The following is a 26,475-nucleotide window of genomic DNA, read 5'->3' on the forward strand; positions in this document are numbered from 1 at the left end:
CCTAGGGAAAGGGTATCAGCTCGACAGCAGACTTCGGAAGTGATTGAGCATTCGATCGGGATCCGGCGCCATCCGCGTAAAGATCTCGTAGGCATCCACCGCCTGGAAGACGGCCATGCCGCCGCCGTTGAGCGTGCGGCAGCCCACCGACCGGGCGGTACGGATCAGTTCGGTTTCCAGCGGGAAATACACAATGTCGGCCACCCACATCGCGGCGCGCAGCAACGTCGCCGGAATCGGCATGCCCGGTAGCTTGGTCATGCCGGTGGGGGTCGCGTGGATCACGCCGTCGGCCGCGTCCAGCGCCTGTGCAATGCTGGTGACGGCCAGCACGCGCGCCTTCGGGAAGCGCCCCGCGAGATCCTGCGCAAGGTGGTTGGCCTTCGCGGCGTCGACATCGAACACTCGCAGCTCCTGCGCGCCAAGCTTCATGGCGGCATGACCGACGGCGCAACCCGCGCCACCGGCGCCGATCAGCGCCACGCGCGCCATCGCCACGTCGCCCGGCATGCCTTCGCGGAATGCACGGTAGAAGCCCGACCAGTCGGTGTTGTGGCCGATCCGGCGCCCGCCTCGCAACACCACCGTGTTCACGGCACCGAGCGCTTTCGCGTCTTCGGACAACTCGTCGAGCTGCGCGATGATGGCCTGCTTGTACGGATACGTGACGTTGAAGCCATCGTAGCCCGCCGCCTCCAGCGCCTTCACCGTGGCCGGCAGGTCCGCGGCGCCGCGCCCGAGTTCCGCCATATCGATACGGCGATAGACATACGACACGCCCATGCGGCGCGCCTCCTCCTCGTGCATGGCCGGGGACATCGAGGCACCGATGCCGTCGCCGATGAGGCCGATGAGCCACGACTTCGGCTCGACTCGCAGATCGTTCTTCATACTCACTCCGTCGCGTCGCCCAGCAGCTTGGCCAGGTAGCGCAAGCCATACTCGTAACCGTCGGAGCCCGCGCCGCAAATCACGCAGCGCGCCACCGCGGACACATAGGAACGATGGCGAAACGCCTCGCGCTGGTGCACGTTCGAGAGATGCACCTCCACGACAGGCAGATCGGATGCGCGCAACGCGTCGCCAATGGCGACCGACGTATGCGTGTAGGCGGCGGGGTTGATCACGATACCGTGCGCTTCGACACGGGCCTGATGAATCCAGTCGATGATCTGGTGCTCGGCGTTGGATTGATGGAAACGAATGTCCACGCCCAGTGCGTCGCCGACGCGACGGCATTTCGCCTCGATATCGGCAAGCGTCTCCGAGCCGTAGATGGTCGGCTCACGCGTTCCCAACATGTTCAGATTTGGCCCGTTCAGCACCCATACCGACGGCCTCATTCCATTCGACATCCCTTCACTCCTCTTCACGTTACCTGCTGGCGCGACACCCTCCGGCACTCAGAGGGGAGGGTCGAGGCGGGTCGCCATTCGGCGGCACAGCACCGATTCACGCTCATCAGGCCACCGATTCTGAGAACAAAAACGTCGGGCGTCATCTGGGGTTAACTATAATTTTAACCATCTAGTTAGTTACTATAATTTGCCTCACAACCGTTACATCAATTGAATTACCTTTAGTTATGCATGATCTAACTGGTGGGTATAACCAGTCATCGATCATCGAATCACGTAGCTTTCAGCCCCGCCATGGGGCGATCGGATCGCACCGCGCATGAAGACATCCATTGCCACCGTATCGCTGTCGGGCATGCTTCCGAGCAAGCTGACGGCCATTGCCGCCGCCGGCTTCGACGGCTTCGAACTGTTCGAGAACGACCTGCTGTACTTCGACGGCGCACCCAGGACGGTGCGCTCGATGGCCAGCGATCTCGGGCTTGCGATTTTTCTGTATCAGCCGTTTCGCGACTTCGAAGGCGTGTCGCCGACCCAGTTGGATCAGAACCTCGAGCGGGCGCGGCGCAAGTTCGACGTGATGCACGCGCTCGGGGTCGACACGATGCTGGTGTGCAGCAATGTGTCGCCGAACGTGATTCGGGACGATCGCCTGGCGATCGATCAGCTTGGCGCGCTTGCGGAACTCGCCCGTCAGGCCGGCATCGTCATCGCCTACGAGGCGCTTGCCTGGGGCGCCCATGTCAACTCGTATCGCCACGCCTGGCAGTACGTGAAGGCGGTGAACAGCCCGCACCTCGGGCTCGGGCTCGACAGCTTCCACACCTTGTCCATCAGTGACGACCTCGCCGACCTGGCATCGATCCCCGGCGAGAAGCTGGCCTTCCTGCAGGTCGCCGACGCGCCGCTGCGCAAGATGGACGTGCTCGAATGGAGCCGCCATTACCGCTGCTTCCCCGGCCAGGGCGACCTCGATGTGACGCGCTTCGTTGCCACCGCGCTGGCGGCAGGCTATCGGGGTCCGCTGTCGCTGGAGATTTTCAACGACGGATTCCGGGCTGCCCCGGCCGAGTCGACCGCCAAGGATGGCATTCGCTCGCTGCGCTATCTCGAATCCCAGGTGCGCGATGTGCTGGTCGACGACAAGGCGACGCGCGGACTCGACACGCTGACGAGCCTGCCCCCGGCCCCGGCGGCCATCGACCTTCAGTTCCTGGAATTTGCGGTGGATGCGAACGCGCGCGCCACGCTCACGACGTGGCTCGAAAAGCTCGGCTTCCTGCGCATGGGCCGCCATCGCTCCAAGGATGTCACGCTGTTTCAGCACGGCCGCGCGTCCATCATCCTCAACGCCGAGTCCGATTCGTTCGCCAGTGCGTTCTTTATGCACCACGGCGTATCGCTGTGCGCATCGGCCTTTCGCGTGCCGTCGGCGCACGACACCGTGACGCGTGCGACGCAAGTCGGCTACGCGCGCTTCGAAGGACGCGTGGGACCGAACGAGCGCAATGTGCCCGCCGTGCTCGCCCCTGACCAGAGCCTCTTCTATCTCGTCGACGAGTTGCCCGATGCGCCGACACTGTTCGAGTCCGACTTCCATCTCACAGACATCGACGGGCCGACCCAGACCGGCCCGATCACGGCGGTCGATCACGTTGCGCTGTCGGTGCCGGGCGGCTCGCTCGAACGTTGGGCGCTGTTCTTCCGGTCGGTGTTCGGATTCCAGGCGGAGCATAGCGTCGTGTTGCACGATCCTTACGGGCAGATCCAGAGCCAGGCGATCCGCAGCCATGACGGATCGGTGCGCATTGTGCTCAACGCGTCGGTCGATCCGCGCACGATCCACTCGGAGACGATTTCCGCTTACAAGGGCTCCGGGCTGAACCACGTGGCGTTCCGCACCGACGATATCGCCCTGGCGGTTCGTCGATTGGAAGGCGACGGCGTGCCGATCCTGCGAATTCCGCAAAGCTATTACAACGACATTGCCGCGCGCTTCGGCCTGAACGAGGCGTTCGTCGACACCCTGCGCAAGCACAACATTCTGTTCGACCGTGATGCGAGCGGCGGCGAGTTCCTGCACGCCTATACGGCGCAAGTCGATCACCGCTTCTTCTTCGAACTGGTCGAGCGGCGCGGCGGCTATGACGGCTACGGCGCCCCCAATGCGTCCGTGCGGTTGGCCGCGCAGTCGGCACTGCGTAGCTGAGTGCGGCGTCGCGCTATCACTGGGTTCCAGAAAAACAAGCACCACCCACGTCAATCACCAAGAAGGAGACACACATGAGGAATGCACGTCAGTGCAGGCGCGCGGTCGCACTTGCGGCCGGGATGACGATTGCCGGCGCGGCCGCCGCGCAATCGAACGTCACGCTTTACGGGATGGTCGACAGCGCGGTCACCTACGTAAACAACCAAAACGGCGCGTCGAACGTCTATCTGCGGCAGGGCAATCTTTACGCATCGAAGTGGGGCCTGCGCGGACGCGAGGATCTGGGCGGCGGCACCGCGGCAATCTTCGACGTGCAGGCCGGCTTCGACCTGAACACGGGCGCAGCCGCGAGCGCCGGTCAGTTGTTCAATCGTCAGGCATTCGTCGGCCTGCAGGACAACAAGTTCGGCACGGCGACGATCGGTCGTCAGTACACGCCGTATTACCAGTTCGTCGGCCCGCTCACGGGCAGCAACCTGCTGACGGGCGCCACCGGCGCGCATCCGGGCGATATCGACGGCCTCGACACGACGATCCGCATCAACAACTCGATTGTCTACACGACGCCAACGTATGCGGGCCTGCAAGCCAGCGTGATGTATGCGTTCGGCGGCCAGGCGGGCAGCACGGGCAAGGGCAGCACGATCAGTGCGGCCTTGCGTTACGACAATGGGCCGGTGTCCGTCGGTGCGGGCTATTTGCGCCTGAACAATGCGGCCACGACGACCGGGTTCGACAGTGCGTCGACGGGCTCTTTCGGCACGTCCGTGTTGAACCAGGGATATGTCAGTGCGCGGGCATTGGAGCAGTGGGCGGCGGCGGGCAACTATTCGTTCGGCAACTTCGTTCTCGGCGCGAACATCTCGCACGTCACATATCTGCCGGGCAGCCGTTCGATCTTCACCGACTCGGCGATCTTCAATACGGTGGGCGTGCTGGGCGTGTACAAGCTCACGCCGGCCTTCGACGTCGGCGCGGGCTATTCGTACACCGCCGCGACGAGTGCGAACGGCGTGACCGACAGCGCGCGTTATCATCAGTTTTCGCTGCGTGAGTACTACCGGTTGTCGAAGCGCACGGTGCTGTATGCGCTTCAGGCCTATCAGCACGCGAGCGGGCAGACGCTGGGCAAGAACGGGGCGGGGAACATCATCGCCGCCTCGCCGGCCGTCGGCGACTCGCAGAACCTGACCGGGTCGAGCACGTCCGGCCAGTTCGTCGGCATGCTGGGCATGGCCGTCATTTTCTGATCGTATTGCAACGTCCCCTGCGATACGTTGGAAACAGCCCCGCCGGCGTCACTGCCGGCGGGGCTTTCACACGTTCCGACATTGAACGATCGTCGTTCGGCTGGCGCGGCTACGCGCCGATCTCCAGGAGTGCCATCTTTTTGTACAGTGTGGCGCGCCCGATACCCAATCGCGCGGCAGCCTCCGCGACCCGCCCGCCTGCGGCACGCAACGCGTCGATCAACAGCTGACGCTCGAACGCCTTCATCGCCTCGTCGTATCGCGGCACGTCAGCCGCGCCCAGATCGCCGTTCGCCTGACCGACGGCCGTCTCCGCATCCGCTGCCCCATCGGGTTCGCTTTGCGCGCCGACGCCGTCGCCAATGAAGCGAACCAATGAACGCGCGTCGATGCGCCCGCTCTCCGAGAGCAATGCCACGCGCTCGAGCGTGTTGTGCAATTCACGCACATTCCCCGGCCAGCGATAGGCCCTGAGTCGCCCGATGGCGTCTTCGTTCAATTCCAGATGACCCGCATCGCGGCGCGAACTCAATTTGTCCAGAATCGCATATGACATGGCCTCGATGTCCGACGGACGCTCGCGCAGCGGCGGAACCCGAATCATCAACACGTTGAGGCGATAGTACAGGTCGGCCCGGAACTTCCCTTGCGCGACCAGGTTCGGCAAATCCGCCGACGTGGCGGCGATGATGCGCACGTCCGTCTGGACGACACGGTTCGACCCTATCGGCTCGAATTCGCGCTCTTGCAAGACCCGCAACAGTTTGCCTTGCAGGGATAGCGGCATGTCGCCAATTTCGTCAAGGAAGAGTGTTCCGCCGTGTGCCAGTTCAAACTTGCCCGTTCGGCCTTTACGGTCCGCTCCGGTATAGGCACCGGCCGCTGCGCCGAAGAACTCCACTTCGAGCAGCGCATCGGGAATCGCGGCGACATTCACTGTGACCAGCGGCTTGTCCGCGCGCGCGGATGCGCCATGAATCGCATGGGCCAGCAACTCCTTGCCGGTACCCGTCTCCCCCAACAGCAACACCGGCGAATCGAGCTGCGCGGCGCGACGCCCGAGGCGCTTGGTCTCCAGGCTCGCAGCGCTGGTGCCAACAAAACTCGAAAAGCTGTATTTCGCCCGCCGCGCCTGCGCCAGCGATTGACGAGTCGCAACGAGTTCCGACTGCAGTCGCGAGTATTTGCTGAACATCGGCGTCAGCGCCTTCAGTTCGTCAAATAGCGCGAACCCCACCGCGCCAATCGTTCCCCCTTGCGAGTCACGGATTGGAAGGCGCGTGACCACCAGCGGCTCCTGCCCGGTTTCGAGAATATCGAGCAAGATTGGCCGGCCCGTCGCCACGACTTCGCGCATCAGGCTATTGGGAATCACGGTTTCGCAATCCAGGCCGATCACCTCGTCTGGATTGGTGAACCCGAAGCGGGCCGCGTAACTTCGATTGATCCAGACAATCCGTGCGTCGCTGTCGACGACGACAGTGCCTTCGCTGGAATTGTCCAGCGTCTCGAACAGCGACTGCATGGCTTGCTTGCGAACGAACCCGTAATCGGAAAGCAAGCCACGCGCCTTACCGACCGCGATGGCGTCCGGATTGTTGGTATCAGTCATCTCGAAATCGTCATTTGTCCATATTTCGAGACGATTATTCCACGAACAGAGACACCAACTCCATCCGTGAAAACGCCTTCCCGGCAATCACGCCAGGCAATTTTCAGCCGTCATTGGGCAAACGACGCTCGCCATCCGTCTCCAAATCGAGACAACCCAACGCCAATACATCGCGCTTCGTCGGTCGATGCCTTGTGCAACGCAGGCCACGACATGCCGGAGTCCTTCCCGATCAAGGACTTAAGCAACGAAGGCACGGTTATTGCGTAAGCGGCTGCCGGTCGTAAGAACTTCAGCCTGCACAACAACGTGCAGGCAAACATACTGGAGACAAAATGTCGTTTCTCATCGTGCTCGCCGCATTGGCGTTTCTGATGTTTGTTGCGTATCGCGGCTATAGCGTGATTCTTTTTGCCCCGATCGCGGCGCTGGGTGCTGTGCTGCTGATCCAGCCCGACGCCGTTGCACCCGTCTTTTCCGGCATCTTCATGGAAAAGCTGGTCGGTTTCGTCAAGCTCTACCTGCCGGTATTCCTGCTCGGGGCCGTATTCGGCAAGGTCATCGAACTGTCCGGCTTCTCCGAGTCCATTGTTGCCGCTGCGATCAAGTACATTGGCCGCACACGGGCAAACGCCGTGATCGTCGCGGTGTGTGCGCTGCTCACCTATGGCGGCGTCTCCTTGTTCGTGGTGGTATTTGCCGTCTATCCGTTTGCAGCGGAACTCTACCGACAGAGCAATATCCCCAAGCGCCTGATGCCCGGTGCCATTGCGCTGGGGGCATTCAGCTTCACGATGGATTCGCTGCCGGGTACGCCCCAGATCCAGAACATCATCCCGACCACGTTCTTCAAGACCACGGCCTGGGCAGCGCCTGTGCTGGGGGTTGCCGGGGCGGTCTTCATCGTTGTGGTTGGCCTGAGCTACCTCGAGTGGCGTCGCCGCATTGCCGCGGCCAACGGCGAAGGCTACGGCGATTCGCTGCACAACGAGCCCGAGCGCGTGAACACCGAGAACCTGCCCAATCCCATTCTGGCCATTACGCCGCTGGTCCTGGTGGGCGTGGTCAATTACGCGCTCACGAAGGCGATTCCGCATTGGTATGGCGATCGCTTTGACGTGACCCCGGACATTCTTCCCGGCATTCATGCCCCGCTGACGATATCGATCAATGGCGTGGTGGCGATCTGGGCTGTCGAAGGCGCGCTGCTCACCGGCATTCTGCTCGTGCTGCTGACGGCCTTCGGCAAGGTGCGCCACCGCTTCGCGAACGGCACCAAAGCCGCCGTGTCCGGCGCCTTGCTCGCCACGCTCAATACGGCTTCCGAGTATGGATTCGGGGGCGTCATTGCCGCCCTGCCCGGCTTCCTCGTGGTCGCCAATGCGCTCAAGGGAATCCCCAACCCGCTCGTGAACGCAGCGGTGTCCGTCTCGACGCTCGCGGGGATTACGGGCTCGGCCTCCGGTGGCATGAGCATTGCGCTCGCGGCCATGTCCGACACGTTCATCAAGGCGGCGCAAACGATGCACATCCCGCTCGAAGTGCTGCATCGCGTGGTGGCGATGGCCAGCGGCGGCATGGACACGCTGCCGCACAACGGCGCCGTCATCACCCTGCTCGCCGTCACCGGACTGACGCACCGCGAATCGTACCGCGACATCTTCGCGGTGACGTGTATCAAGACGATGGCGGTGTTCTTCGTGATCGCGCTCTATTACACGACTGGATTGGTGTGAACGATGGATTCCATGACGACGCTGAACGGAAAAACCGCGCTTGTCACTGGCTCGACCAGCGGCATTGGCCTGGGTATCGCACGGGCACTGGCACACGCCGGTGCCAACCTCATTCTCAACGGCTTCGGCGACGTGGATGCCGCCGTCTCGACGATCGCATCGGAGGGTGCCGAGGTCATGCACCATCCGGCCGACATGCGTAGCGCCGAAGCCATCGACGCCATGTTCGCTGCGGCGCGGGATCGCTTCGGTACCGTGGACATTCTCGTCAACAATGCCGGCATTCAGCACGTGGCCCCCATCGAGACGTTCGACCTCGACAAATGGGACGACATCATCGCCATCAACCTGAGTTCGGCGTTCCACACGACCCGCCACGCGTTACCTGGCATGCGCGCTCGCAACTGGGGGCGCATCATCAACATTGCGTCGGTGCATGGCCTCGTTGGCTCCGCGGGCAAGTCGGCCTATGTGGCCGCAAAGCACGGATTGGTGGGGCTGACGAAAGTCACGGCGCTGGAAACCGCGAGGACCGGCGTGACATGCAACGCCATATGCCCGGGATTCGTGTTGACGCCGCTGGTGCAGAAACAGATCGACGACCTGGCGCTGCGCGACGGCCTTTCTCCCGACGACGCGCGAGCTCGCCTGCTGGGGGAAAAGCAGCCGTCCGGCCAATTCGTGTCGCCCGAGGCGCTTGGCAACCTTGCCTTGATGCTTTGTTCGCCTCTGGCGTCTGAGGTGCGCGGCGCCACATGGGCCGCGGATGGTGGCTGGACCGCGCAATAGGCTTGGCCGGTGGTACGGGCCCTCGCAGACCGAGAGGCGCGATGGGCCCACGTGCTGTGACGTGAGTACAAGGCACGGCGACTTCGTATTCCTAACCCGCAGTTTTCATTGATTTGTCATCGACATCATGAACAGCAACGAAAGCCATTTTTCCCACGTCAAGCCGGGCGACACCGCATTTGTGAGCGGCGGTCTGCGCGACTTCTTCATGTATCGCGACCTTGGCATTGCCGACGCCACCGGCGGCAAAGTCATCGCGCATCTGGTTCGCGCCAATCAGGCACCCGAGGCGGGTACGGGGTGGCATATCCACGGTGCCGATTTCCATATCGTCTACATGCTCAAAGGCTGGGCCAAGTTCATGTATGAAGACAAGGAAACGCTCGTGGAAGCGGGCGATTGCGTGCATCAACGACCCGGCATCCGCCACTTCCTTTTCGACTATTCGCCGGATATGGAATACCTGGAAGTGGTGGGCCCTGCGGAATTCACCAGCGTGGGCGTCGAGGGGCCGTGCGCCGTGCCCGCACCGGCGAAATGGTGACGTTCGCGACGACGCGGCTACACGCGGCTATGCGGCGATGGCAACCGCGAGGTGCGCTGACTCGGTAATCCTGAATGACGAGACCGCGGTTTTGAGCTTGGCCGCCTGGTCTTCGAGCGAGTGGGTCGCCGCGGCCGCCTGCTCGACCAGCGCGGCGTTCTGCTGCGTCACCTGGTCCATCTGCGTGACGGCCTGGCTGACCTGTTCGATGCCACGGCTTTGCTCTTCCGACGCCCCGGCGATTTCGCCGACGATTTCCGTCACCCGCTTGATTGCGCTCTTGATCTCGTCCATCGCGGCGCTGACTTCGACGGCCTGTTGCGAGCCATCCTGAATCGTGGCGACCGACGAGGAAATCAAGTCCTTGATTTCCTTTGCCGCCGACGCCGATCGCTGGGCCAGGCTACGCACCTCACTGGCCACCACCGCGAAGCCACGTCCCTGCTCGCCGGCCCGCGCCGCTTCCACGGCGGCATTCAGCGCGAGGATATTCGTTTGGAACGCAATCCCCTCGATCACGCTCGTGATTTCGGAAATCTTGTTCGAGCTGCCGTTGATTCGCTCGATGGTGGCCACCATGGTTTGCACCGCGTTGCTGCCGGTACCGGCGATGTCCGTGGCGTTCGTAGCCAGTACGTTCGCCTGGCGTGCATTGTCGGCGTTCTGCTTCACCGTCTCGGTCAGTTGCGTCATGCTGGCGGCGGTCTGCTCCAACGACGCGGCCTGCTCTTCCGTGCGCGCGGAAAGGTCGAGATTTCCGGCCGCGATTTCGCGCGTCGCGGTGGCGACCGATTCGGTCGATACATTCACGGCGGACACAGTCGCTTCGACACGACGCATCAACTTGTCGAACGCCACGGCGGCGCGGCCGAACTCGTCCATGCGCGGGCTGGATGAGCGCTTTGACAGGTCAAGGGAGACCGCGATGTCCTCGAATTTTTTGCCCATGCGGTTCAACCCACCGCATACCACGCGGTTCAGATGCACACCGCAATAGATCGCGACGGCACCGCCCATCGACGCCACGGCGATCAGGCTGGTCAGCGACAGGCGGTATGACGACGCCGCGTTCGCGTCGAGGCCCCAGAGCGAGGTGAGCGCCACCAGTCCGACGACCAACATCAGGGTTGCCCAGGCGCCGAAGGCAAGCATCAACTTGAATCGGATCGTGAAGACAAATCGCTGCACTTCTCTTCCTTCGTGAGTGGCGACGCGGCAGCGCCATGAAACGTACCGCCAAGGGAGGCCGTACGGCACAGGCTGATGCTTTTCGACGTGATGTCGCGCGCGCTTGTTTTACCGGAATGCAGGGGGTTCGGCCTTCAGATCAGTCCATACAGGCCTGATATTTCGAAACGCGATCAAGGCATTGCCCCTTGCACTTGCTGTTTACGGCCGGGATGCAAGATCTTGCATACGCGTTTACCCGAAAACCCTATCGAAGGTCGGCGGCGTGCATGGATACAACAGAGACGTTGACCGAAACCATCCGCGTCGTTCCTGCACTGGAGTTCACCTCGGTCCCTAGAACGCACACGACGTCGATCTACCGATCTCCCGAAGCGGATCGCTTCATGGTCGGATCGACGGGCGCAGCGGGCCCACGTGCCCGACCCCGAGCACGCGATGTACTTTGATGGATTCGCGGAGGCGATGGTCGCGGCGAATAGCGTAATGCGCCCCTGCGTCATTCTTCACTCGGCAAAACGGGGCGAGAAACCCCGATTGGTGAGATAGCTCAGGTCGAGGCCCATCCGATGCGGTGGGCCGCTTCCATTCCCGATGCCCCACGGGTCGCCGGTGTCACGGCTTGCTGGGCGGCACGCTAGCGATCCAGTTTCACACGATCGTCGACGGGGGTCGAGATTGCCCCAGGTTGCATTCAGCGTCGGCAGGGGCGCCTCGTTGTACCACTTTGTTGATCAACCTCAACGATTGCCTCGACCGGACGCCCACAATTCGCCTATGGGGAATCGCGCTCTCGGCGATCGCATCGAGCTTCGTGCCGAACCGCGTACCTCAAAGGGAGCGCCAACGTGGCGAACGCTCCCCTCGGAGCAAGGTCCACAGCCGAAGCGGTGATCTCATGAATTCGTACCGGGTGGGTAACGCGCCGCGATTTAGCGATCGCGCCGAGGCCGGAAGCGTGCTTGCACGACAACTGGCCCCATATGCGGGACGCAGCGACGTGATCGTACTGGCACTGCCGCGCGGTGGCGTGCCGGTTGGCTATGAGGTCGCGCACGCGCTGGGGGTCGAACTCGACGTGCTGGTCGTGCGCAAGCTGGGCGTGCCGCACTATCCCGAGTTGGCAATGGGCGCGATCGCGTCTGGCGGAGTACTTTACCTCGACGAACGAACGATCCGGACCGCCGGCATCACCCAGCCGGAGATCGTCGCCGTACTGAGCGATGAGCGCCGCGAACTGGCGCGACGGGAAGCGTTATACCGCGGGCATCGACCACCATTGAAAATAGAGGGGCGCACCGTCATCGTTGTCGACGATGGCATCGCCACCGGCGCCTCGATGCGCGTCGCCATCGAGGCGTTGCGTACTGGCAAGCCGGCGCGGATCGTTGTTGCCGTGCCGGTCGCACCGGAGGGCACAGCGGAACGACTGGATGGGCTCGCCGATGAATTCGTTTGCCCGCACAGCGAGCGCGAGTTCGGTGGCGTTGGCCGGTTCTATCGGGACTTTGGGCAGACGAGCGACGCCGAAGTACGCGCGCTCCTCGCCCGCGCACATCAGGATGTTCAATGATGCATCCCGCCACAACACCCTTTCTCGCCGTGCGCGAGCTCGCGCAACGGCTCAATGACAACGATGGCGATTACGATGCGTTGCTGGAGATGGCGCACGATCGCGAATTCGTGCTGCTTGGCGAAGCCACGCACGGCACGCAAGACTTCTACCGGATGCGAGCACAGATCACCCGCCGCTTGATCGTGGAGGGGGGATTCGACGCTGTCGCCATCGAAGGCGATTGGCCGGATACCTGGCGCGTGAACTGTTTCGTGCAAGGCGAAGGCGATGCCGATGCGGAGGCCGCACTTGCGGATTTCAAGCGCTTCCCTACCTGGATGTGGCGCAATCGTGAGATGCGCGACTTCATCCTGTGGCTACGTGAGCACAACGCCTCGCTGTCGCCCGAAGCACGGGTCGGCGTTTATGGACTCGACCTCTACAGCATGTACCAGTCGGCGGATGCGGTGATCCGCTATCTTGAGCGGGTCGATCCCGAGCAGGCTGCCATGGCGCGCGATCGGTACGCGGCGCTCGATCACGTGCGCGAGCCTCAGGCGTATGGGTACGCCACTGCGGTCGGCGCCCGGCCGGATGCCCGCGAAGGCGTGGTCGCCCAGTTACTGCAACTGCGGGCCGACGCGCGCCTCCATCTCTTGCAGGACGGCCTCGCAGCGCTCGATGCGCAGTTCTTTGCGCAACAGAATGCTGAAGTTGTCGTCGACGCGGAGAATTACTATCGGTCGATGTTCGGGCGGCGCCTGAACACCTGGAATCTGCGTGATGCGCACATGTACCGCACGCTATCCGCCCTCGCCCGCTATCGTCTACAGCGTGGTGGACGGGGGCGAATTGTCGTCTGGGCACACAATTCGCACCTGGGCGATGCACGCGCGACGGACTCCCATTGGCGCGGCGAGTGGAATCTTGGTCAACTGGTGCGTGAAGCGGCCGGTGCGAAAGCGCTGCTGGTCGGCTTCAGCACCTACACGGGACACGTGTCGGCCGCGTCTCAATGGGACGGCGACGTCGAGCACAAGTGGGTGCGTCCGGCATTGCACGACAGCTATGAATACCTGTTTCACAGCACCGGGCTAGACCGGTTTTTCCTGCCACTCAACGAGGTTGCGGCGGAGCCGCTTTGCGAAGCCATGCTTGAACGGGCGATCGGCGTGATCTATCTGCCTCAGAGCGAACGTGAAAGTCACTATTTCTGGACATCACTCGCCCACCAGTTCGATGCAGTGTTTCATCTGGACGAGACAAGCGCCCTGGAGCCGCTGGACGCGCCGCCGCACTGGCACCGGCGTGAGACGCCGGAGCAGGCGGCCTGAGTGCGATGAGGCGATACAGCGGTACCCGATGCCCGACGTTCAGTTGACTGGCTCGCTACGCTCCCGATAACCGCCACGTTCAACGTATCGGCTTCGCCACGTCGCGCTGAGGCCGCCAGTGCAGAACGCACCACTGTTTTCCGGATTCCGAAAGAGGCGCTCCGACGGATCTTCGCGGAACACCGGGGCAACGCTCAGATCGACTTGGCGATCAGACCGATCGAGACAATCATGCACACCACGGAAAACGCCTGCTTGAGATGGGAGGGATGCCATCGAGTCAGCAGTCTGCCGCCGACCAGCATGCCGGCCACCGCACCTGCCGAGAACGGCAATCCGATCGTGAGATCGAAATGGCCGCCGTAGATGCTGGTTCCGACACTCACCAGCGAGATCAGCGCGATCACAGCCAGCGAGGTCGCGATGACCGAGTGCATCGCCAGATCGGTAAAGCGTTGTAACGCCGGCACCATGACGAATCCGCCGCCCACACCGAGCAGACCGGAGAGCACCCCCGCCACGCCGCCCATCACCGCGAGCCGGCTGGCGCAGCGCGGCGTCCAGACGAAGCGGCCGCTTTTGTCGCGCAAACAAGGGCAATCGGGCTGCACCGGCGCCAGCGACTTGCCGCGGCGGGCTTCCCATAACCCCTTGAGCGCCACCCAAATCATGATTGCCGCGAACAATAGCGTCAGATAGCGGGTATTCATGTGATGCGCCAACCATGAACCCAACGGCGTGAGCACAATGCCAATGGTGGCGATGAGCATTGCCGCGCGATAACGGACGATACCGGCGCGCACGCCCATCCATGCGCCCATGGCAGACGCGATGCCCACGGCCAGCAGGCCGATCGGACCGGCCTCCGGCACGCTCAGATGCCGGCCGAACACCAGCAGCGGAATCGCGAGGATACCGCCGCCGGCGCCGGTCAGGCCCATGATGCAGCCGACGATGGCGCCCAGCAACAGACTGACAGTCATGGCAAAGGATCTCGATGGGTTGTCATGGAACGAGCGCGCATCAGCCGACCATTTCCGGCTGTGCCATCCACTCATGGCCTTTGAGCATGCCTTCCCAATAGAGCGGCGGCAGAATGCGCTCCTTGAGCAGCCACGCCAGACGCGAGGGGCGCGTGCCGTCGATCAGCCAGGAAGGAAAGCTGGGCGCGAGCTTTCCACCGTACTTGAACTCGGCCAGCACGATCTTGCCGCGCTCCACCGTCAGCGGGCACGATCCGTAACCGTCGTAGCGTGCCTGCCCGCGTTTGAGGCCAAGGTTGAAGAGCACGTTGTGCGCCACCACCGGCGCCTGTTTTCGCGCGGCCGCAGCAGTTTTCGCGTTGGGCGAATTACTGGCGTCTCCCAGTCCGAAGATATTGCTGAAGTGCTTGTGCTGCAGCGTCTCCTGATCGACGTCGATCCACCCGGCGGGATCGGCCAGCGGACTGCGGCTGACGAAGTCGGGCGCCGTTTGTGGCGGCACCACGTGGATCATGTCGAACGGAACTTCGATTTTTCCGGCGTCGCCCTGGGCGGATGCCACGCTGAAGGTCGCAATCTTGCGTACGCCGTCGACGGCCGTCAGGTTGTGGCCGAAATTGAGATCGATGGCATAGGACTTCACATACTCCATGAGGGCCGGTACGTATTCCGGCACGCCGAACAGCGCATTACCGGCCGAGAAGAACTTCACGTGAGACTGGTCGAGCACACCGGCGCGTCGCCACGCGTCGCACGAGAGGTACATCGCTTTCTGAGGCGCGCCGGCGCATTTGATCGGCATCGGCGGTTGGGTGAACAGCGCATTGCCGCCTTTGAAGCGCTCGACCAACTCCCACGTGTAGGGCGCGAGATCGTAGCGGTAATTCGACGTCACGCCGTTGCGCCCCAGCGTATCCGTGAGCCCTTCGATACCCTCCCAGTTCAGTTTCAACCCCGGGCACACAATCAACTGCTCGTACTTCACGACCCGGCAGCCGTCGAGCAAGACCGCGTTGCGCTCCGGTTCGAAGCCTGCGACAGCCGACTTGATCCAGCGCACGCCGCGCGGAATCAGCGAGCCCATGACCCTGGCGGTTTGTGCGGGCTTGAATACCCCGCGGCCCACCAGCGTCCATCCAGGCTGGTAGTAATGCACGTCGGCGGGATCGATGATGGCGATGTCGAGGCCCGGCTGGCGGGCCAGCAGACTCGACGCCACGGATATGCCGGCCGCACCGCCGCCCACGATGACGACCCGGTGGGTCGAATCAGCGACAGTGAACGGCGTGGCAGCGGTCTGTGAGATCCGGCGCACCACCGCGCTCAGGTCGTAGCCGCACGCTTCGGCGCGCTTGAGGATTTCGCCGGTGGACAGGCGATCGGCGCGCGAGAGTCCCCACAGCGTCGTGCTTCGCATGCCACTGCGGCAATACGCAAGGATCGGCTTGGGCAACACGTCGAGCAGTTGATCGAACTGCGCGGCCTGTTCGTCGGAAACCCTGCCGGGTGTCACCGGCAAGTAGCGGATTTCCAGCCCTGCCGCCTGAGCCTGCTGCTCCACTTCGCGAAAGCTGGGTTGGTCGGCGGCTTCGCCGTCCGGCCGGTTGCAGATGATGGACTTGAAGCCGGCGGCAGCAATGTCCGGAACGTCGGCAGGCGAGACCTGCGCGCAGACGGACAATTGCGCCGTCAGTTGCTTGGTATTCATGGCGTGTCTCCTCGGTGACTATAGGTGCTTCGGCGTCGGCATTTCGGGGGCAAAGCCGCGCCGGTGCCGTCCGAGCGATGGGGTCAGCGACCCCGTGTCTTGCAACTGCTGATGCCGAACAGCGAGTAGAGCGGACAGAACCGGACCAGCCCGGTGATCGCGGCAATCAGCCCCAGCCACCCCCACCAGCCGATGGTCCCGGTGGCCGCGAGCATCATCAGCACCGCGCCGGCGACGATTCGCAGGCCACGGTCCACACCGCCCACATTGATATTCATGATGGCGCCTCGCGTTTTCAGACAGCGTTAAGGGGAATCTTCAGGTAGCGCACGCCATTGCCTTCCGCAGGCGGCAACTGCCCCGCGCGCATGTTGACCTGGACTGACGGAAGCAGCAGCGTCGGCATGTCCAGCGTCGCGTCGCGTGTCGTGCGCATGGCCACGAACTCTTCCTCGCTGATTCCGTCACGCACGTGAACGTTGTGCTTGCGTTCGTCGGCGACAGTGGTGACGAATTCCAGCTTGCGGGCGTTGGGTTGATAGTCGTGGCAGAGGTAGAGCCGCGTATGTGCCGGCAGGCTGAGGACCTCGTTGATGGAGTGGAACAGCGTGCGTGCATTGCCGCCGGGAAAATCGCAACGCGCCGTGCCGTAGTCGGGCATGAAGAGCGTGTCGCCCACGAAGGCGGCGATCTGGTCGCCTTCCTCGACCACGTATGTGATGCACGCGGGGGTATGCCCCGGCGTATGCATGACGCGGGCTTTCAGATCGCCGATCTGGAAGTGCTCGCCGTGCGCGAACAGGTGATCGAACTGACTTCCGTCGTGCGCGAATTCGCTGCCCGCATTGAACAGTTTGCCGAACACATCCTGCACCTGGCGGATATGCTCGCCAATGCCGATACGACCGCCCAGCTTCTGCTTGAGATAGGGCGCAGCCGACAAATGGTCGGCGTGAGCGTGGGTCTCCAGAATCCACTGCACCGTCGCGCCCAGCGCCTGAACCCGCTCGATAAGGTGGTCGGCGCTGTGTGTCGAGGTCCGGCCGGACTTCGGGTCGTAATCAAGCACAGTGTCGAGCAATGCGCATTGGTTTGTGGCGCGATCCAGCACGATATAGCTGATGGTGCTGGTCGCCGGGTCGAAGTGACCCTCGATATACAAGTTCTCCATGATCTCCGCCTCATGAATCAATCGAATGTCTGATAACTATCAAAATTCGTGCCAACTCACGAAATTCCATTAACCCAATGATTTAAATAATAAAAATTTAGTTCTCGGATGAGACCGAGCGATTTCTGTCGCTCGTGACAGTGCCATTTGGCAGTGGCATACTGCCAAATGGCAGTACTGGCAGTCGTTGCCGGTCGACTATCGCGAGCATCCGCCATGCACCCCGTTCCCGAAGTTCTTCAGGCCTTTCAGGTCCAGGCCCTGATTTCCTATCTCGATCACGAATCCGCGCCCATGATCGTGATGAACACCGATTACGAGATCCTGGCGGCCAATACGGCCTACAAGCGCCAGTTCGCGACGGCAGGAAAGCCTTACGTCGGCCACAAGTGCTATGCGATGTCGCACCATTACGCGGTGCCCTGCGATCAGGCCGGCGAGCATTGCCCTATGCAAAGCGCGCTGATCAGCAAGGGGCCGGATCGCGTTCTCCACATCCACCACACGCCGCGGGGTCCGGAGCATGTCGACGTTGAACTCCGGCCGATCGTGGACAGCCATCATCAAGTCGTGGGATTCGTCGAACGGTTGCAGACCGTAAGACACGCGTCGGTGCAAGCCAGTCGTCAGGGGCTGGTCGGCAAGTCGCCCGCGTTCAATCGCGCCCTTGGCGAACTGCAGCGGGTGGCTACTGCCGAACTGCCGGTGTTGCTGCTGGGGGAGTCTGGCAGTGGCAAGGAGTTGTTCGCGCGCGCGTTGCACGAGGCGAGCCAGCGCTCGCGTGGCCCGTTTGTGGTGGTCGACTGCTCGGGGCTGACCGAAACCCTATTCGAGAGCGAACTGTTCGGCTACGAGAAGGGGGCATTCACCGGCGCGCATACTCGCAAGGCTGGACTCGTCGAGACGGCAAAAGGCGGCACGATTTTCCTCGACGAGATCGGCGACGTGCCGCTGGGGATGCAGGTCAAGCTGTTGCGGCTGATCGAGTCGGGCACCTACCGCCGGGTCGGTTCCGTCGACACGCAACAGGCGGATTTCCGTTTGGTCGCCGCCACCCACAAGCCGCTGCAAACGATGGTGGCCGAAGGCGCGTTTCGACAGGATCTCTATTACCGGATCAGCGCTTTCCCCATTCACCTGCCCGCGTTACGGGAGCGGCGAGACGATATTCCCCTGCTCGTGGAGTCGCTGCTGCAGCGAGGCAGCAACGCGCCGGATCAACGACTGCATACTTCGCCGGAGGCCATGGCGCAACTCGTTCGATACGACTGGCCAGGCAACATCCGGGAATTGCGAAACGTGCTTGAGCGCGCGCGTCTGTTTGCCGACGACGGCGTGATCAGGCCCGAGCACCTCGCACTTGACGTGGCAACAACCCGCCAGACGGAGATGCGCACGACTGGCGGCGAGGTCGATCTCGCCACGGTGGTTCGCGATTTTCAGGGCACACGCAAGGCGTTGGCGGCCCGTCTGGGGTTGAGCGAGCGCACCCTGTATCGGCGCCTGAAAGCCGAAGGATTGGCGTGACACCGGCATTGCCCGCCGGTTACGCCGCGCGGGTTCGAATCGAACGCGACGTCCGGCTTCGCGGAGAAGCGGGAAACCGGCGGCGGGAGCGGGAAGCGGGAAGCGGCTAGGGAGTGACGCACTCGTGTTTTCAACCCGTCGTACGTCGCGAGCGTTTTTGTCGGTAGCCGATACGTTTCGAGTGTCGACACATCGGCGAAGTTATTCGGAAGTTACTGAAACTCAAGGCTCGATACTGCTGCGATGATGAGCTTGGCCGATAGCTCGGCTGAACCCGCGCACATCACAGGAGGCCTTGATGAGTACTTCAGAGAATGACAACGGAAAGGGCTGTGCAGATGCAGGAGATGACGGACGCGACATCCCGAAGTCGCTGGCACGTGAAGGACACGTCGTCTGGTTCTACGAACACAGGAAATACCTCGGCTTCGAGTGGGACGAGCTGGCAAGGGAAATCAAAAAGTCCCCGGTTGCCGATCCGGAGCACGCCATCTATTTCGACACCTTGGCACATGCCGTGGTCGCGTCGGACAAATTGATTAGCCCGAGTCTTATCCTCTACTCGCCGGGCAAAGGACTGCCGCCGAAAGTGAGGGGGTAGCTGTAGCGGAGGCCCGTCTGCGGCGGCGGGTCTCGCTTCTTCATGTCCAATTTCCCGACTACATGATGGGCGCCATATCCGCGCGCAACTCAAATTCGGGGCGACGTCGCACCGAATCGGCAGCAGCCCAGTTTGCCTCAACCTCGGCGACAATTGGAAACGTGCGGTTGTTGGCAACCGATGACTTGCGGGTCTGCAAGCGATCAATCTTCGCGCTGTGCTCAGGACCCTGCCGCACCTGCCGATAATGGATTTACAGGGTATTGGAAGACCACGATGAGTCACGAAGAAAAGGATTTAGCTCCGAGCTCGCTTCAAGCCGCATTCCTGCGCCACGAGGACAGCCTGGTATCGTCCGGACAGCAGCCCGGCGAGGACAACCCCGCGGTTTATCGCACGTTGCTCGAGTCAACCCGAGCGATCCCCTGGAAGATCGACTGGGCGACAATGCAGTTCACCTATATCGGCCCGCAGATTGAGAAACTGCTTGGCTACGCGCCGTCGACGTGGAGAACGGTCGAGGACTGGGCCTCTCGGATGCATCCGGAGGACCGTGAAGCGGTTGTTGAATTTTGCGTCGCACAGTCGCAAGCGGGCGCCGATCATGAGGCGGACTATCGCGCGCTGACTGCGGACGGCGGGTATGTGTGGATTCGCGACGTTGTCCACGTCGTGCGCAAAGCGAACGGTGACGTTGACGCGCTAATCGGCTTCATGTTCGACATCAGTGAACGTAAGCGCACCGAGGCCCGGCTCGCGGAACTCCAGCGCGAATTGGAGCGGCTCTCGTTGTCAGACAGTTTGACCGGGGTCGGCAACCGTCGCATGTTCGACACGATCATTGCCCGCGAATGGGCGAGCGCGGCGGCATCGGGCAACCCGCTTTCGCTCGTGATGGTCGACATCGATTTCTTCAAATCGTACAACGATTATTACGGTCATCTACAAGGCGACGAGTGTCTGAAACGCCTCGCGCGCGTGCTCGAAGAGGCAGTTGGGCCGAATGCGTTTCTGGGCAGGTTTGGCGGGGAAGAATTCATACTCGTGCTCGCCGACACGAATGCCGATGACGCCGTGCGTGTCGCGGAGCGTTGCCGCGCGCTGATCGCGGAGGAAGCCATCGCTCACCTGCGCTCCCCGCACGGTCAGCGAGTGACGGCAAGCTTCGGGGTAGCCACCGTCGTGCCGACCGGAGACATCGATATCACCGCGTTTATCAATCTGGCTGATGCGCAGCTCTATCAGGCAAAAGACCAGGGACGCAACCGAATTGCGGCGGTAGACCGAGCACGCATCGGCGGCGAAGGATACAAGCGGCAGTCGCGCTGATCCGCTGGATTGGGTGCGGCGGTTGTTTTGGCGTGGCGTTATGTGTTCCGCCGGGCTGATCCTCGCGACTGGGCGTCGTCGGGCGTCCCTGCGGCGCCCCGCACCCGGGGGCGAATTGACCAAGCGCGGAAAAAGCAGAACGGAACGAGGACCGCTTGACTCGCTCATGCCCATCAAGCTTTCCCACCTTGCGGCACAACCGGTTAGCTCGTGGCTGGAATCCGAGGTGCCGGTTGGTCTCACCAGCGCCGCCTACGCCTTCCGCATGCTCGAGGCGTTTGCCAGGTGGTGTGAGGGCGAGGACAGGTACGCAGGCATCCTTCCGTCCGACACCTTGAACACATCCACCGCGCGCTTGAGCAGCGCGGCCTGTTCGCTCATCGACTGGGTGGCCGCCGTCGCCTGCTCGACGAGCGCCGCGTTTTGCTGCGTGACCTGGTCCATCTGGACCACCGCCGAATTTACCTGCTCGATGCCCTTGTGCTGTTCGTCCGAGGCGGCTGCGATCTCGCCCATCAGATCCGCCACGCGGCGCACGGCGGACACCACTTCGTTGATCGTCCGGCCGGCTTCGTCCACGTGTTCGGCGCCGGCGCTCACGTGATCCACCGACTCGTTGATGAGGTCCTTGATCTCCTTCGCGGCCGTGGCCGCGCGCTGCGCCAGGTTGCGCACTTCGTTCGCGACCACCGCGAAGCCGCGCCCCTGTTCGCCGGCCCGGGCGGCCTCCACGGCCGCGTTGAGTGCGAGAATATTGGTCTGAAATGCGATGGATTCGATCGTGGCGGTAATGTTGGCGACTTTCGTCGAGCTGTTCGAAATATCGCGCATCGTGTGAACCACGCGCCCCACTACCTCGCCGCCGCGCGCAGCGATTTCGGATGCGTGGGCCGCGAGCGTGTTGCCCTGTCTCGCGCTTTCGGTGTTGTGACGAACCGTCGACGTCAGCTGTATCATGTTCGCCGCGCTTTCTTCAAGTGACGCGGCTTGTTCTTCCGTTCGCGAACTAAGATCCGCGTTGCCGGCAGCGATCTGCGCCGACCCCGTGGAAATGGTTTCCGCTCCCGTGCGAATCCGGGCAACCATGCTGGCCAGGCTGCTGTTCATCGCTTTCAGCGCCTGCATTAGCTGGCCGGTTTCGTCCGTGGTGGCCACTTCGATATGACTCGTGAGATCCCCGTCGGCCACACGATTCGCCAAGGCCAGCGCATTACGGAGCGGCCCCGTGATGCGGCGTACCACAATACTGGACAAAACGATCGCGATGAGCAGCATCATGCCAAGCAGTCCGACCTGGACCAGCATCGCGCGATGCACGCGGTTCGAGCGCAGGTCGAGTTGTGCCTTAAGGCTGTCGAGCGCGCGGGCTTCGAGCGCAAAGAGCGGGTCCAACGCGCCCGTGAAGGTTTTGATGTAGTCGATTGCCGCGTAGTGGATCGCGTCGGCACTGACGATCTCTCGGGTCGCCAGATCAAGGGCCGCGCGAATCGACGTATTGGCGCGATCGAGCTCGTCCGCGAGCGCGGCACTGAGTCCGGGCTCCGCGTGAAAGGCCTTGTCAAAGGCCTTTCTCAGATCGTCGGCCTGATCCGATGCAGCGTTGGCCAGCGAGGCGAGCATGGCCCGTTCCGTCGGGCTCGCGTCTCCTCTGGCCAGTATTCCGGCGCCCCGGGACCGCGTGAGGCTCAGCGTTGCGGTGGCCTTCGGCAAGCTCACGAGTGCCGCCCGCACGAGATAGTGCGTCCCCACCTCGGGATCGAGCGCGAGGCCGCTGTCGTCGAGCAGGAGATCAAGAAGGGAGAGGTATTGTTCAATGATCTCCGTGTGGCGCATAGTGGATTCCTTGTCGCTGAGCTTGCGCGCGTCGACTGCCGCTGCAATCTCACGCCAGTTCGCGACCGCACTTTCCCAGGCACGCATCATGTCGGGACGGCGCGTTCGTGCCTTCAGATCCTGGTCGATGCGGGCGATGGCCTGGTCCATCGCTGCCCGCGTCGCTTCGCGACTCGCGGCGACGGCGTTGTTGCCGCCCAGCAGCGTGGCGGCTTGCGCCCGGTGCTGCAGCGTCAGCTGAATCAATGACAGGAGCGCGCGTGCGGACTCGAGGCCGGCCTGTTCGATGCTGTCAGCGCTCACGGCGTTCAACGATGACTTGACCTGGAGGTACGTTGGGACGCCTATGGTGGGCAGAATCAGGATTCCCAACAGGAGAAGCTTTCGGGCGATAGGCAGGCGATCAATAAACGATATCAACAATTTCATGATTTCCGAGAGCAGACGTTTCGAAAGCGGTCAGCGCGCGCCAGCGCGCCGAAACGGGTAGGGCGGATGCCAGGCGCGGGCAGTGCATCATCCTTGCCGGCATACGCGTCGCCGGTCACGCTCATCACGCCGGACCGGAAATTTTCAAGCACGACGTCCGCGCTCGCACGAGGCGCCGGAAAATCGCCTTGCCGTCATCGCTTTTGGTTCAGCGAGCGCTTGCCAGCGTTCTGCGAGAGAAAGGAGGTGCCCATGCCGCGCCGGTTCAGCGCGGTGTCGGCGTCGAGCAACGCGAGCTGATAGCCCGCGAACGGGCCGGGCAGCACGTTGGTCAGATCGAGCACGCGCACGCTGCTCATGACTATCCCGACTAGATTTCGACTGTATTCGCGTTGTGCGAATTTCACCGCTTCGACGCCTCCGTTTCGCCGGTTCCGGCACGTTGCGGAGGCGTCGTTTTTCAAGCGGGTGAAGTCAGGCGCGATGCGACTGAGGGCGCGCTTTAGAACACGTGACGAATGCCAGTCACGACCACCGTCTGGTTTCCGTTGCTCGACGGCGCCAGCAGGTACGTAACGGCTTTCGCGTCGGTCGCACGCTGATAGGTGGTAAAGACGTAGACGTTGGTACGCTTCGACAACAGATAGTTGATGCTGATCTGCCCCATGTTCCAGTGCGGAGCCGCGTCGATACCGCCGCCGTATTGCCCCTTCGTGTAAACATAGCCCGCGCCGAGCACGAGGAACGGCGTGATGTCGTAGGTGACGTTGATGTCAAAGTTGTCGAGATGCAGCGACGTGTGGTCGCGATAGTCGTACCGCACGTCCGTGACGACGCCGCCCAGGCGCAGCTTGCCGAACGTGTATTGCGCGCCGCCGCCGAATACGCGCTGACGGCTCACGCCCGCGTTCCTGTTGATCGGGCTGGTATGGAACAGCAGGAACGGCGGCCCGACGTAATCGTCGGTAACCGCGCCGTTCGGATTAAGCGTCGCGCCCGGGTAATTCGTATTCAGGCCGACCAGCGCCAGCTTGAGCGGCCCGTTGTCGTAGGCCACGCCCGCGCTCACCGAGCGATTCACGGACCACTGGCCGGGCGCGTTGCTCATCGCGTACATGACCGACCCACGCAAGCCGTTTACCGTCGGCGACTGGTACTTGATCGCGTTGTTGTAGCGATACGATCCGAACAGATTGTCGTTGTCGCCGATATGGGTGGCGAGGCCCAGCGCGGCAACCGGCGCTTCGAAACGGTCGAGATAGTCGAACGGGATGTCGTACTGGCGACCGAGCGTCACCGTACCCCACGACTTATCGCTCAGGCCGACGTAGGCCTGGCGTCCGAACATGCGTCCACCTTGCTGGAATTGGCCGTTGGTGATGTCGAAGCCGTTTTCGAGCGTGAAGATCGCGTTGAGACCGCCGCCCAGATCTTCGACGCCGCGCAGGCCCCAGCGGTTATTCTGCATCGTGCCTGCAATCATCTGGACGGACGAGCTTCCGCCCACGTTGCTGACCCATCCCACGCCCGTGGAGATAATGCCGTACAGCGTGACCGAACTCTGTGCGTGCGCAGCCTGGGCGCCAAAGAGCAAGGTGGCGAGGGACGCCATAGCTGCGCTCCGGCGCAGCACGGCGTTGGGTGACTTCGAATTCATATGCGTCTCCAATGCGTAGTTATAAGAGTGGACTGCAATACGAAAAGCGGATTGCCCGAAAGCAGTCGCGCTACGTGCCTGATTTAAACGGCCCGTTCCGGAAAGTGCTGCATCAGGCTGTTACTTTTTAGACGAACAGCGCGTCCCGCTCATCCGGATGGAGCCGGATGACTGAACGGGTTTTGTGGTGGGCGCCGCTTTTTTCGGGCGCCCGGACTTCACTGGATCATCAGCACGTGAGCCCGAATACTCTTCGTGCGTTTTCCTCGAAGATGAGCTTCTTGTCGCTCTGGCTGATTTAGTTATTCATGCGGCATACAGAAATGCGCAGCATCCAATACACGTGCCAGCACATCGTCCAGCACCTGTGCCAAGCATTCGGCGGCAACCACGTGGTCAGGACGAACAACAACCGCACCGACCGGCCTAGCGTCAAACCAGGCTTGCAAGCTGGGCTCTCCACCCAAGTCACCGATCACCGTAACTCCCGCAGGGGCGTGGCGACGCGCCCACGGCAGTTGTGTTTTAGGCACCACCTGAACAAGTCGTACGCGCAGATGCGCTAGCGCAGCGCAACGTTCGGCCGAAATAAAAGCCATCGGATTGTTGTTCCACATCACTACGCGCCAACCCTGACCGGTGGCGTCGTCGAGCAGCATTTCGACGCCTTCAGCGTTGGTCACTCGTGGCTGCGGGAAGATGGCACCAGCCATGCTGGGCACATCGCGCGCCGGCACCGTCTTGAAGCTCGGCAGCGGTGTGTGTACCACCACACCTTTGTCGAACTTGGGTTGAGGCTTGAAGGCCTGCCGCTTCTGTGCTTCACGTTCCTCGGGGGTGCGGTTGGCAGCGATCCGGTCTCGTTCCGCGGCTTTCGCGGGGTCGTGATCCGTCATTTCCTTGGCCATGCCAAGTGAGACGGCGACCATCTGCTTGACGTGCCCCATTCGCTCCATCTCGTAGGTTTCGAGCAGAGCATCGCCGCATGCGCCATTGATCACCGCACCAAGCTTCCAGGCCAGATTGAAAGCGTCGCGGATGCCGGAGTTCCATCCCTGTCCACCCACCACCGGCATCACGTGCGCGGCATCGCCCGCGAGGAAGATGGAGCCAACCTTGAACTGTCCGGCCACGCGCGCGTGGTGCCGATAGACGCGACGACGAATGATCTCCAACTTGGTTGGGTCAGGCACATGCGGTGCCAGCAGCGCGTGGATGTAGTCATCGTTTTCCACCAGCGAAGGATCTTCGCTTTCGAACAGCGTGAATTCCCAACGACGGATCCCATGCGGCAGTGCGATGCTGGCATAGCTGCGTTTCGGGTCGCCGCCGAACACGGCGTGCGGCGTTCCAATGGGGTCGTTGGCAACGTCAATGACGATGCCATCGGAGGGTCGAGTTTCGCCGTCGAACGAAATACCCAGTTGCTTGCGAGTGCGCGAGGCACCGCCTTCTGCTGCGACTACGTAGCGTGCGCGCAGCTTCTCGCCACGCTCAGTTGTGGCCACCACACCCTCGCCATCGTCGAGCAAATCGACGACCTCGGTACTGAACCGCACCGCTGTGTTCGGAAAACGCTTGAGCCCGTCAAGCAGCACCCTATCCACCAGCGGCTGAACAAATCCGTTGCGGCGGGGCCACCCAAACTCGCGAGTTGTC

Annotated in this window: 21 protein-coding genes and 3 pseudogenes; 12 read left to right on the top strand and 12 right to left on the bottom strand. The window is 62.4% G+C overall.

Annotated elements, in window-relative coordinates; genetic code table 11:
• Positions 1-15: 15 nt before the first annotated feature.
• Positions 16-891 (bottom strand): shikimate dehydrogenase, encoded by an 876-nt coding sequence (locus BGP02_RS07425; RefSeq protein WP_017234627.1) that lies wholly within the window; start codon positions 889-891, stop codon positions 16-18.
• Positions 892-893: 2 nt separating this feature from the next.
• Complete coding sequence (gene aroQ, locus BGP02_RS07430; RefSeq protein ID WP_017234626.1) at positions 894-1,355, bottom strand: type II 3-dehydroquinate dehydratase; 462 nt, start codon at positions 1,353-1,355, stop codon at positions 894-896.
• A 322-nt stretch (positions 1,356-1,677) separates the two neighbouring features.
• Between aroQ and BGP02_RS07435 the strand changes: the two genes are divergently transcribed.
• Together BGP02_RS07435 and BGP02_RS07440 are read left to right on the top strand one after the other, a co-directional pair.
• Positions 1,678-3,567: a bifunctional sugar phosphate isomerase/epimerase/4-hydroxyphenylpyruvate dioxygenase family protein gene (locus BGP02_RS07435; RefSeq protein WP_261939671.1), complete on the top strand. Its 1,890-nt coding sequence runs from the start codon at positions 1,678-1,680 to the stop codon at positions 3,565-3,567.
• Positions 3,568-3,641: 74 nt separating this feature from the next.
• Positions 3,642-4,820, top strand: coding sequence for a porin (locus BGP02_RS07440; RefSeq protein WP_286798282.1), 1,179 nt, complete (start codon positions 3,642-3,644; stop codon positions 4,818-4,820).
• A 109-nt stretch (positions 4,821-4,929) separates the two neighbouring features.
• Here the strand turns inward: BGP02_RS07440 and BGP02_RS07445 are convergent, their stop codons facing one another.
• Positions 4,930-6,432: a sigma-54 interaction domain-containing protein gene (locus tag BGP02_RS07445; protein ID WP_286798283.1), complete on the bottom strand. Its 1,503-nt coding sequence runs from the start codon at positions 6,430-6,432 to the stop codon at positions 4,930-4,932.
• A gap of 335 nt (positions 6,433-6,767) precedes the next feature.
• Here BGP02_RS07445 and BGP02_RS07450 point away from each other — a divergent pair, with 335 nt between their 5' ends.
• The 3 genes from BGP02_RS07450 (at position 6,768) to BGP02_RS07460 (ending at position 9,501) form a co-directional block, all read left to right on the top strand.
• Positions 6,768-8,168 carry a GntP family permease gene (locus BGP02_RS07450; protein ID WP_017234621.1) on the top strand — a complete coding sequence of 467 codons (1,401 nt, stop codon included), beginning with the start codon at positions 6,768-6,770 and terminating at the stop codon, positions 8,166-8,168.
• Positions 8,169-8,180: 12 nt separating this feature from the next.
• The gene (locus BGP02_RS07455; RefSeq protein ID WP_150563324.1) at positions 8,181-8,957 is read left to right on the top strand and encodes a 3-hydroxybutyrate dehydrogenase; all 777 of its coding nucleotides are present in this window, start codon (positions 8,181-8,183) and stop codon (positions 8,955-8,957) included.
• 127 nt (positions 8,958-9,084) lie between these two features.
• The gene (locus BGP02_RS07460; RefSeq protein WP_017234619.1) at positions 9,085-9,501 is read left to right on the top strand and encodes a cupin domain-containing protein; all 417 of its coding nucleotides are present in this window, start codon (positions 9,085-9,087) and stop codon (positions 9,499-9,501) included.
• Between the two features lie 27 nt (positions 9,502-9,528).
• Here BGP02_RS07460 and BGP02_RS07465 read toward each other — a convergent pair whose 3' ends face one another.
• Positions 9,529-10,689: a methyl-accepting chemotaxis protein gene (locus BGP02_RS07465; protein WP_286798284.1), complete on the bottom strand. Its 1,161-nt coding sequence runs from the start codon at positions 10,687-10,689 to the stop codon at positions 9,529-9,531.
• Positions 10,690-11,587: 898 nt separating this feature from the next.
• Here BGP02_RS07465 and BGP02_RS07470 point away from each other — a divergent pair.
• Both BGP02_RS07470 and BGP02_RS07475 read left to right on the top strand, forming a co-directional pair.
• The gene (locus BGP02_RS07470) at positions 11,588-12,262 is read left to right on the top strand and encodes a phosphoribosyltransferase (RefSeq protein ID WP_017234617.1); all 675 of its coding nucleotides are present in this window, start codon (positions 11,588-11,590) and stop codon (positions 12,260-12,262) included.
• Positions 12,262-13,578 carry an erythromycin esterase family protein gene (locus BGP02_RS07475; protein WP_268567922.1) on the top strand — a complete coding sequence of 439 codons (1,317 nt, stop codon included), beginning with the start codon at positions 12,262-12,264 and terminating at the stop codon, positions 13,576-13,578. The genes BGP02_RS07470 and BGP02_RS07475 overlap by 1 nt, the downstream gene beginning before the upstream one ends.
• 194 nt (positions 13,579-13,772) lie before the next feature.
• Here BGP02_RS07475 and BGP02_RS07480 read toward each other — a convergent pair whose 3' ends face one another.
• From BGP02_RS07480 to BGP02_RS07495, 4 genes are all read right to left on the bottom strand, one after another.
• Positions 13,773-14,561: a sulfite exporter TauE/SafE family protein gene (locus BGP02_RS07480; RefSeq protein WP_268566975.1), complete on the bottom strand. Its 789-nt coding sequence runs from the start codon at positions 14,559-14,561 to the stop codon at positions 13,773-13,775.
• Between the two features lie 40 nt (positions 14,562-14,601).
• Positions 14,602-16,269: a bifunctional protein tyrosine phosphatase family protein/NAD(P)/FAD-dependent oxidoreductase gene (locus tag BGP02_RS07485; protein ID WP_017234614.1), complete on the bottom strand. Its 1,668-nt coding sequence runs from the start codon at positions 16,267-16,269 to the stop codon at positions 14,602-14,604.
• An 83-nt stretch (positions 16,270-16,352) separates the two neighbouring features.
• Positions 16,353-16,547, bottom strand: a complete 195-nt coding sequence (locus BGP02_RS07490) for a YgaP family membrane protein (protein WP_017234613.1) — start codon at positions 16,545-16,547, stop codon at positions 16,353-16,355.
• 17 nt (positions 16,548-16,564) lie between these two features.
• Positions 16,565-17,440 carry an MBL fold metallo-hydrolase gene (locus tag BGP02_RS07495; RefSeq protein ID WP_026132073.1) on the bottom strand — a complete coding sequence of 292 codons (876 nt, stop codon included), beginning with the start codon at positions 17,438-17,440 and terminating at the stop codon, positions 16,565-16,567.
• Positions 17,441-17,656: 216 nt separating this feature from the next.
• On the opposite strand from BGP02_RS07495, the pseudogene BGP02_RS07500 reads away from it, so the two are divergent.
• The 5 genes and pseudogenes from BGP02_RS07500 to BGP02_RS22395 all read left to right on the top strand — a co-directional run.
• A pseudogene (locus BGP02_RS07500) lies at positions 17,657-18,791 on the top strand (sigma-54 interaction domain-containing protein); the annotation flags it as partial.
• 38 nt (positions 18,792-18,829) lie between these two features.
• The gene (locus BGP02_RS22390) at positions 18,830-18,967 is read left to right on the top strand and encodes a helix-turn-helix domain-containing protein (RefSeq protein ID WP_502688468.1); all 138 of its coding nucleotides are present in this window, start codon (positions 18,830-18,832) and stop codon (positions 18,965-18,967) included.
• A gap of 298 nt (positions 18,968-19,265) precedes the next feature.
• A complete protein-coding gene (locus BGP02_RS07505; RefSeq protein WP_268566976.1) occupies positions 19,266-19,568 on the top strand; it encodes a hypothetical protein in 303 nt (100 codons plus the stop codon).
• 276 nt (positions 19,569-19,844) lie between these two features.
• Positions 19,845-20,897 (top strand): sensor domain-containing diguanylate cyclase, encoded by a 1,053-nt coding sequence (locus BGP02_RS07510; RefSeq protein WP_261939665.1) that lies wholly within the window; start codon positions 19,845-19,847, stop codon positions 20,895-20,897.
• Positions 20,898-20,937: 40 nt separating this feature from the next.
• Positions 20,938-21,192: pseudogene (locus tag BGP02_RS22395) on the top strand (hypothetical protein); the annotation flags it as partial.
• On the opposite strand, the gene BGP02_RS07515 reads toward BGP02_RS22395, so the two are convergent.
• From BGP02_RS07515 to BGP02_RS07530, 4 genes and pseudogenes are all read right to left on the bottom strand, one after another.
• Positions 21,150-23,159, bottom strand: a complete 2,010-nt coding sequence (locus BGP02_RS07515; protein WP_017234608.1) for a methyl-accepting chemotaxis protein — start codon at positions 23,157-23,159, stop codon at positions 21,150-21,152. The pseudogene BGP02_RS22395 and the gene BGP02_RS07515 overlap by 43 nt on opposite strands.
• 101 nt (positions 23,160-23,260) lie before the next feature.
• Positions 23,261-23,518 (bottom strand): annotated as a pseudogene (locus BGP02_RS22400) (CoA transferase); the annotation flags it as partial.
• 143 nt (positions 23,519-23,661) lie between these two features.
• Positions 23,662-24,816, bottom strand: a complete 1,155-nt coding sequence (locus tag BGP02_RS07525; RefSeq protein ID WP_017234606.1) for a porin — start codon at positions 24,814-24,816, stop codon at positions 23,662-23,664.
• Positions 24,817-25,118: 302 nt separating this feature from the next.
• On the bottom strand, positions 25,119-26,475 hold a 1,357-nt coding region (locus tag BGP02_RS07530; RefSeq protein WP_286798286.1), incomplete at its 5' end, for an FAD-dependent monooxygenase.

It is taken from the genome of Pandoraea sp. 64-18 (assembly GCF_001899225.1).
GTDB classification, from domain to species: Bacteria; Pseudomonadota; Gammaproteobacteria; order Burkholderiales; family Burkholderiaceae; genus Pandoraea; species Pandoraea cepalis.

Excerpts from the sequence above, each read along its gene's own strand:
- BGP02_RS07515 (WP_017234608.1), bottom strand. The coding sequence starts at position 23,159 with ATGAAATTGTTGATATCGTTTATTGATCGCCTGCCTATCGCCCGAAAG.
- BGP02_RS07435 (WP_261939671.1), top strand. The coding sequence starts at position 1,678 with ATGAAGACATCCATTGCCACCGTATCGCTGTCGGGCATGCTTCCGAGC.
- BGP02_RS07450 (WP_017234621.1), top strand. The coding sequence starts at position 6,768 with ATGTCGTTTCTCATCGTGCTCGCCGCATTGGCGTTTCTGATGTTTGTT.
- BGP02_RS07495 (WP_026132073.1), bottom strand. The coding sequence starts at position 17,440 with ATGGAGAACTTGTATATCGAGGGTCACTTCGACCCGGCGACCAGCACC.
- BGP02_RS07490 (WP_017234613.1), bottom strand. The coding sequence starts at position 16,547 with ATGAATATCAATGTGGGCGGTGTGGACCGTGGCCTGCGAATCGTCGCC.
- BGP02_RS22390 (WP_502688468.1), top strand. The coding sequence starts at position 18,830 with ATGCGCACGACTGGCGGCGAGGTCGATCTCGCCACGGTGGTTCGCGAT.
- BGP02_RS07525 (WP_017234606.1), bottom strand. The coding sequence starts at position 24,816 with ATGAATTCGAAGTCACCCAACGCCGTGCTGCGCCGGAGCGCAGCTATG.
- BGP02_RS07485 (WP_017234614.1), bottom strand. The coding sequence starts at position 16,269 with ATGAATACCAAGCAACTGACGGCGCAATTGTCCGTCTGCGCGCAGGTC.
- BGP02_RS07455 (WP_150563324.1), top strand. The coding sequence starts at position 8,181 with ATGACGACGCTGAACGGAAAAACCGCGCTTGTCACTGGCTCGACCAGC.
- BGP02_RS07505 (WP_268566976.1), top strand. The coding sequence starts at position 19,266 with ATGAGTACTTCAGAGAATGACAACGGAAAGGGCTGTGCAGATGCAGGA.
- BGP02_RS07445 (WP_286798283.1), bottom strand. The coding sequence starts at position 6,432 with ATGACTGATACCAACAATCCGGACGCCATCGCGGTCGGTAAGGCGCGT.
- BGP02_RS07470 (WP_017234617.1), top strand. The coding sequence starts at position 11,588 with ATGAATTCGTACCGGGTGGGTAACGCGCCGCGATTTAGCGATCGCGCC.
- BGP02_RS07460 (WP_017234619.1), top strand. The coding sequence starts at position 9,085 with ATGAACAGCAACGAAAGCCATTTTTCCCACGTCAAGCCGGGCGACACC.
- BGP02_RS07510 (WP_261939665.1), top strand. The coding sequence starts at position 19,845 with ATGAGTCACGAAGAAAAGGATTTAGCTCCGAGCTCGCTTCAAGCCGCA.
- BGP02_RS07480 (WP_268566975.1), bottom strand. The coding sequence starts at position 14,561 with ATGACTGTCAGTCTGTTGCTGGGCGCCATCGTCGGCTGCATCATGGGC.
- BGP02_RS07475 (WP_268567922.1), top strand. The coding sequence starts at position 12,262 with ATGCATCCCGCCACAACACCCTTTCTCGCCGTGCGCGAGCTCGCGCAA.
- BGP02_RS07440 (WP_286798282.1), top strand. The coding sequence starts at position 3,642 with ATGAGGAATGCACGTCAGTGCAGGCGCGCGGTCGCACTTGCGGCCGGG.
- aroQ (WP_017234626.1), bottom strand. The coding sequence starts at position 1,355 with ATGTCGAATGGAATGAGGCCGTCGGTATGGGTGCTGAACGGGCCAAAT.
- BGP02_RS07425 (WP_017234627.1), bottom strand. The coding sequence starts at position 891 with ATGAAGAACGATCTGCGAGTCGAGCCGAAGTCGTGGCTCATCGGCCTC.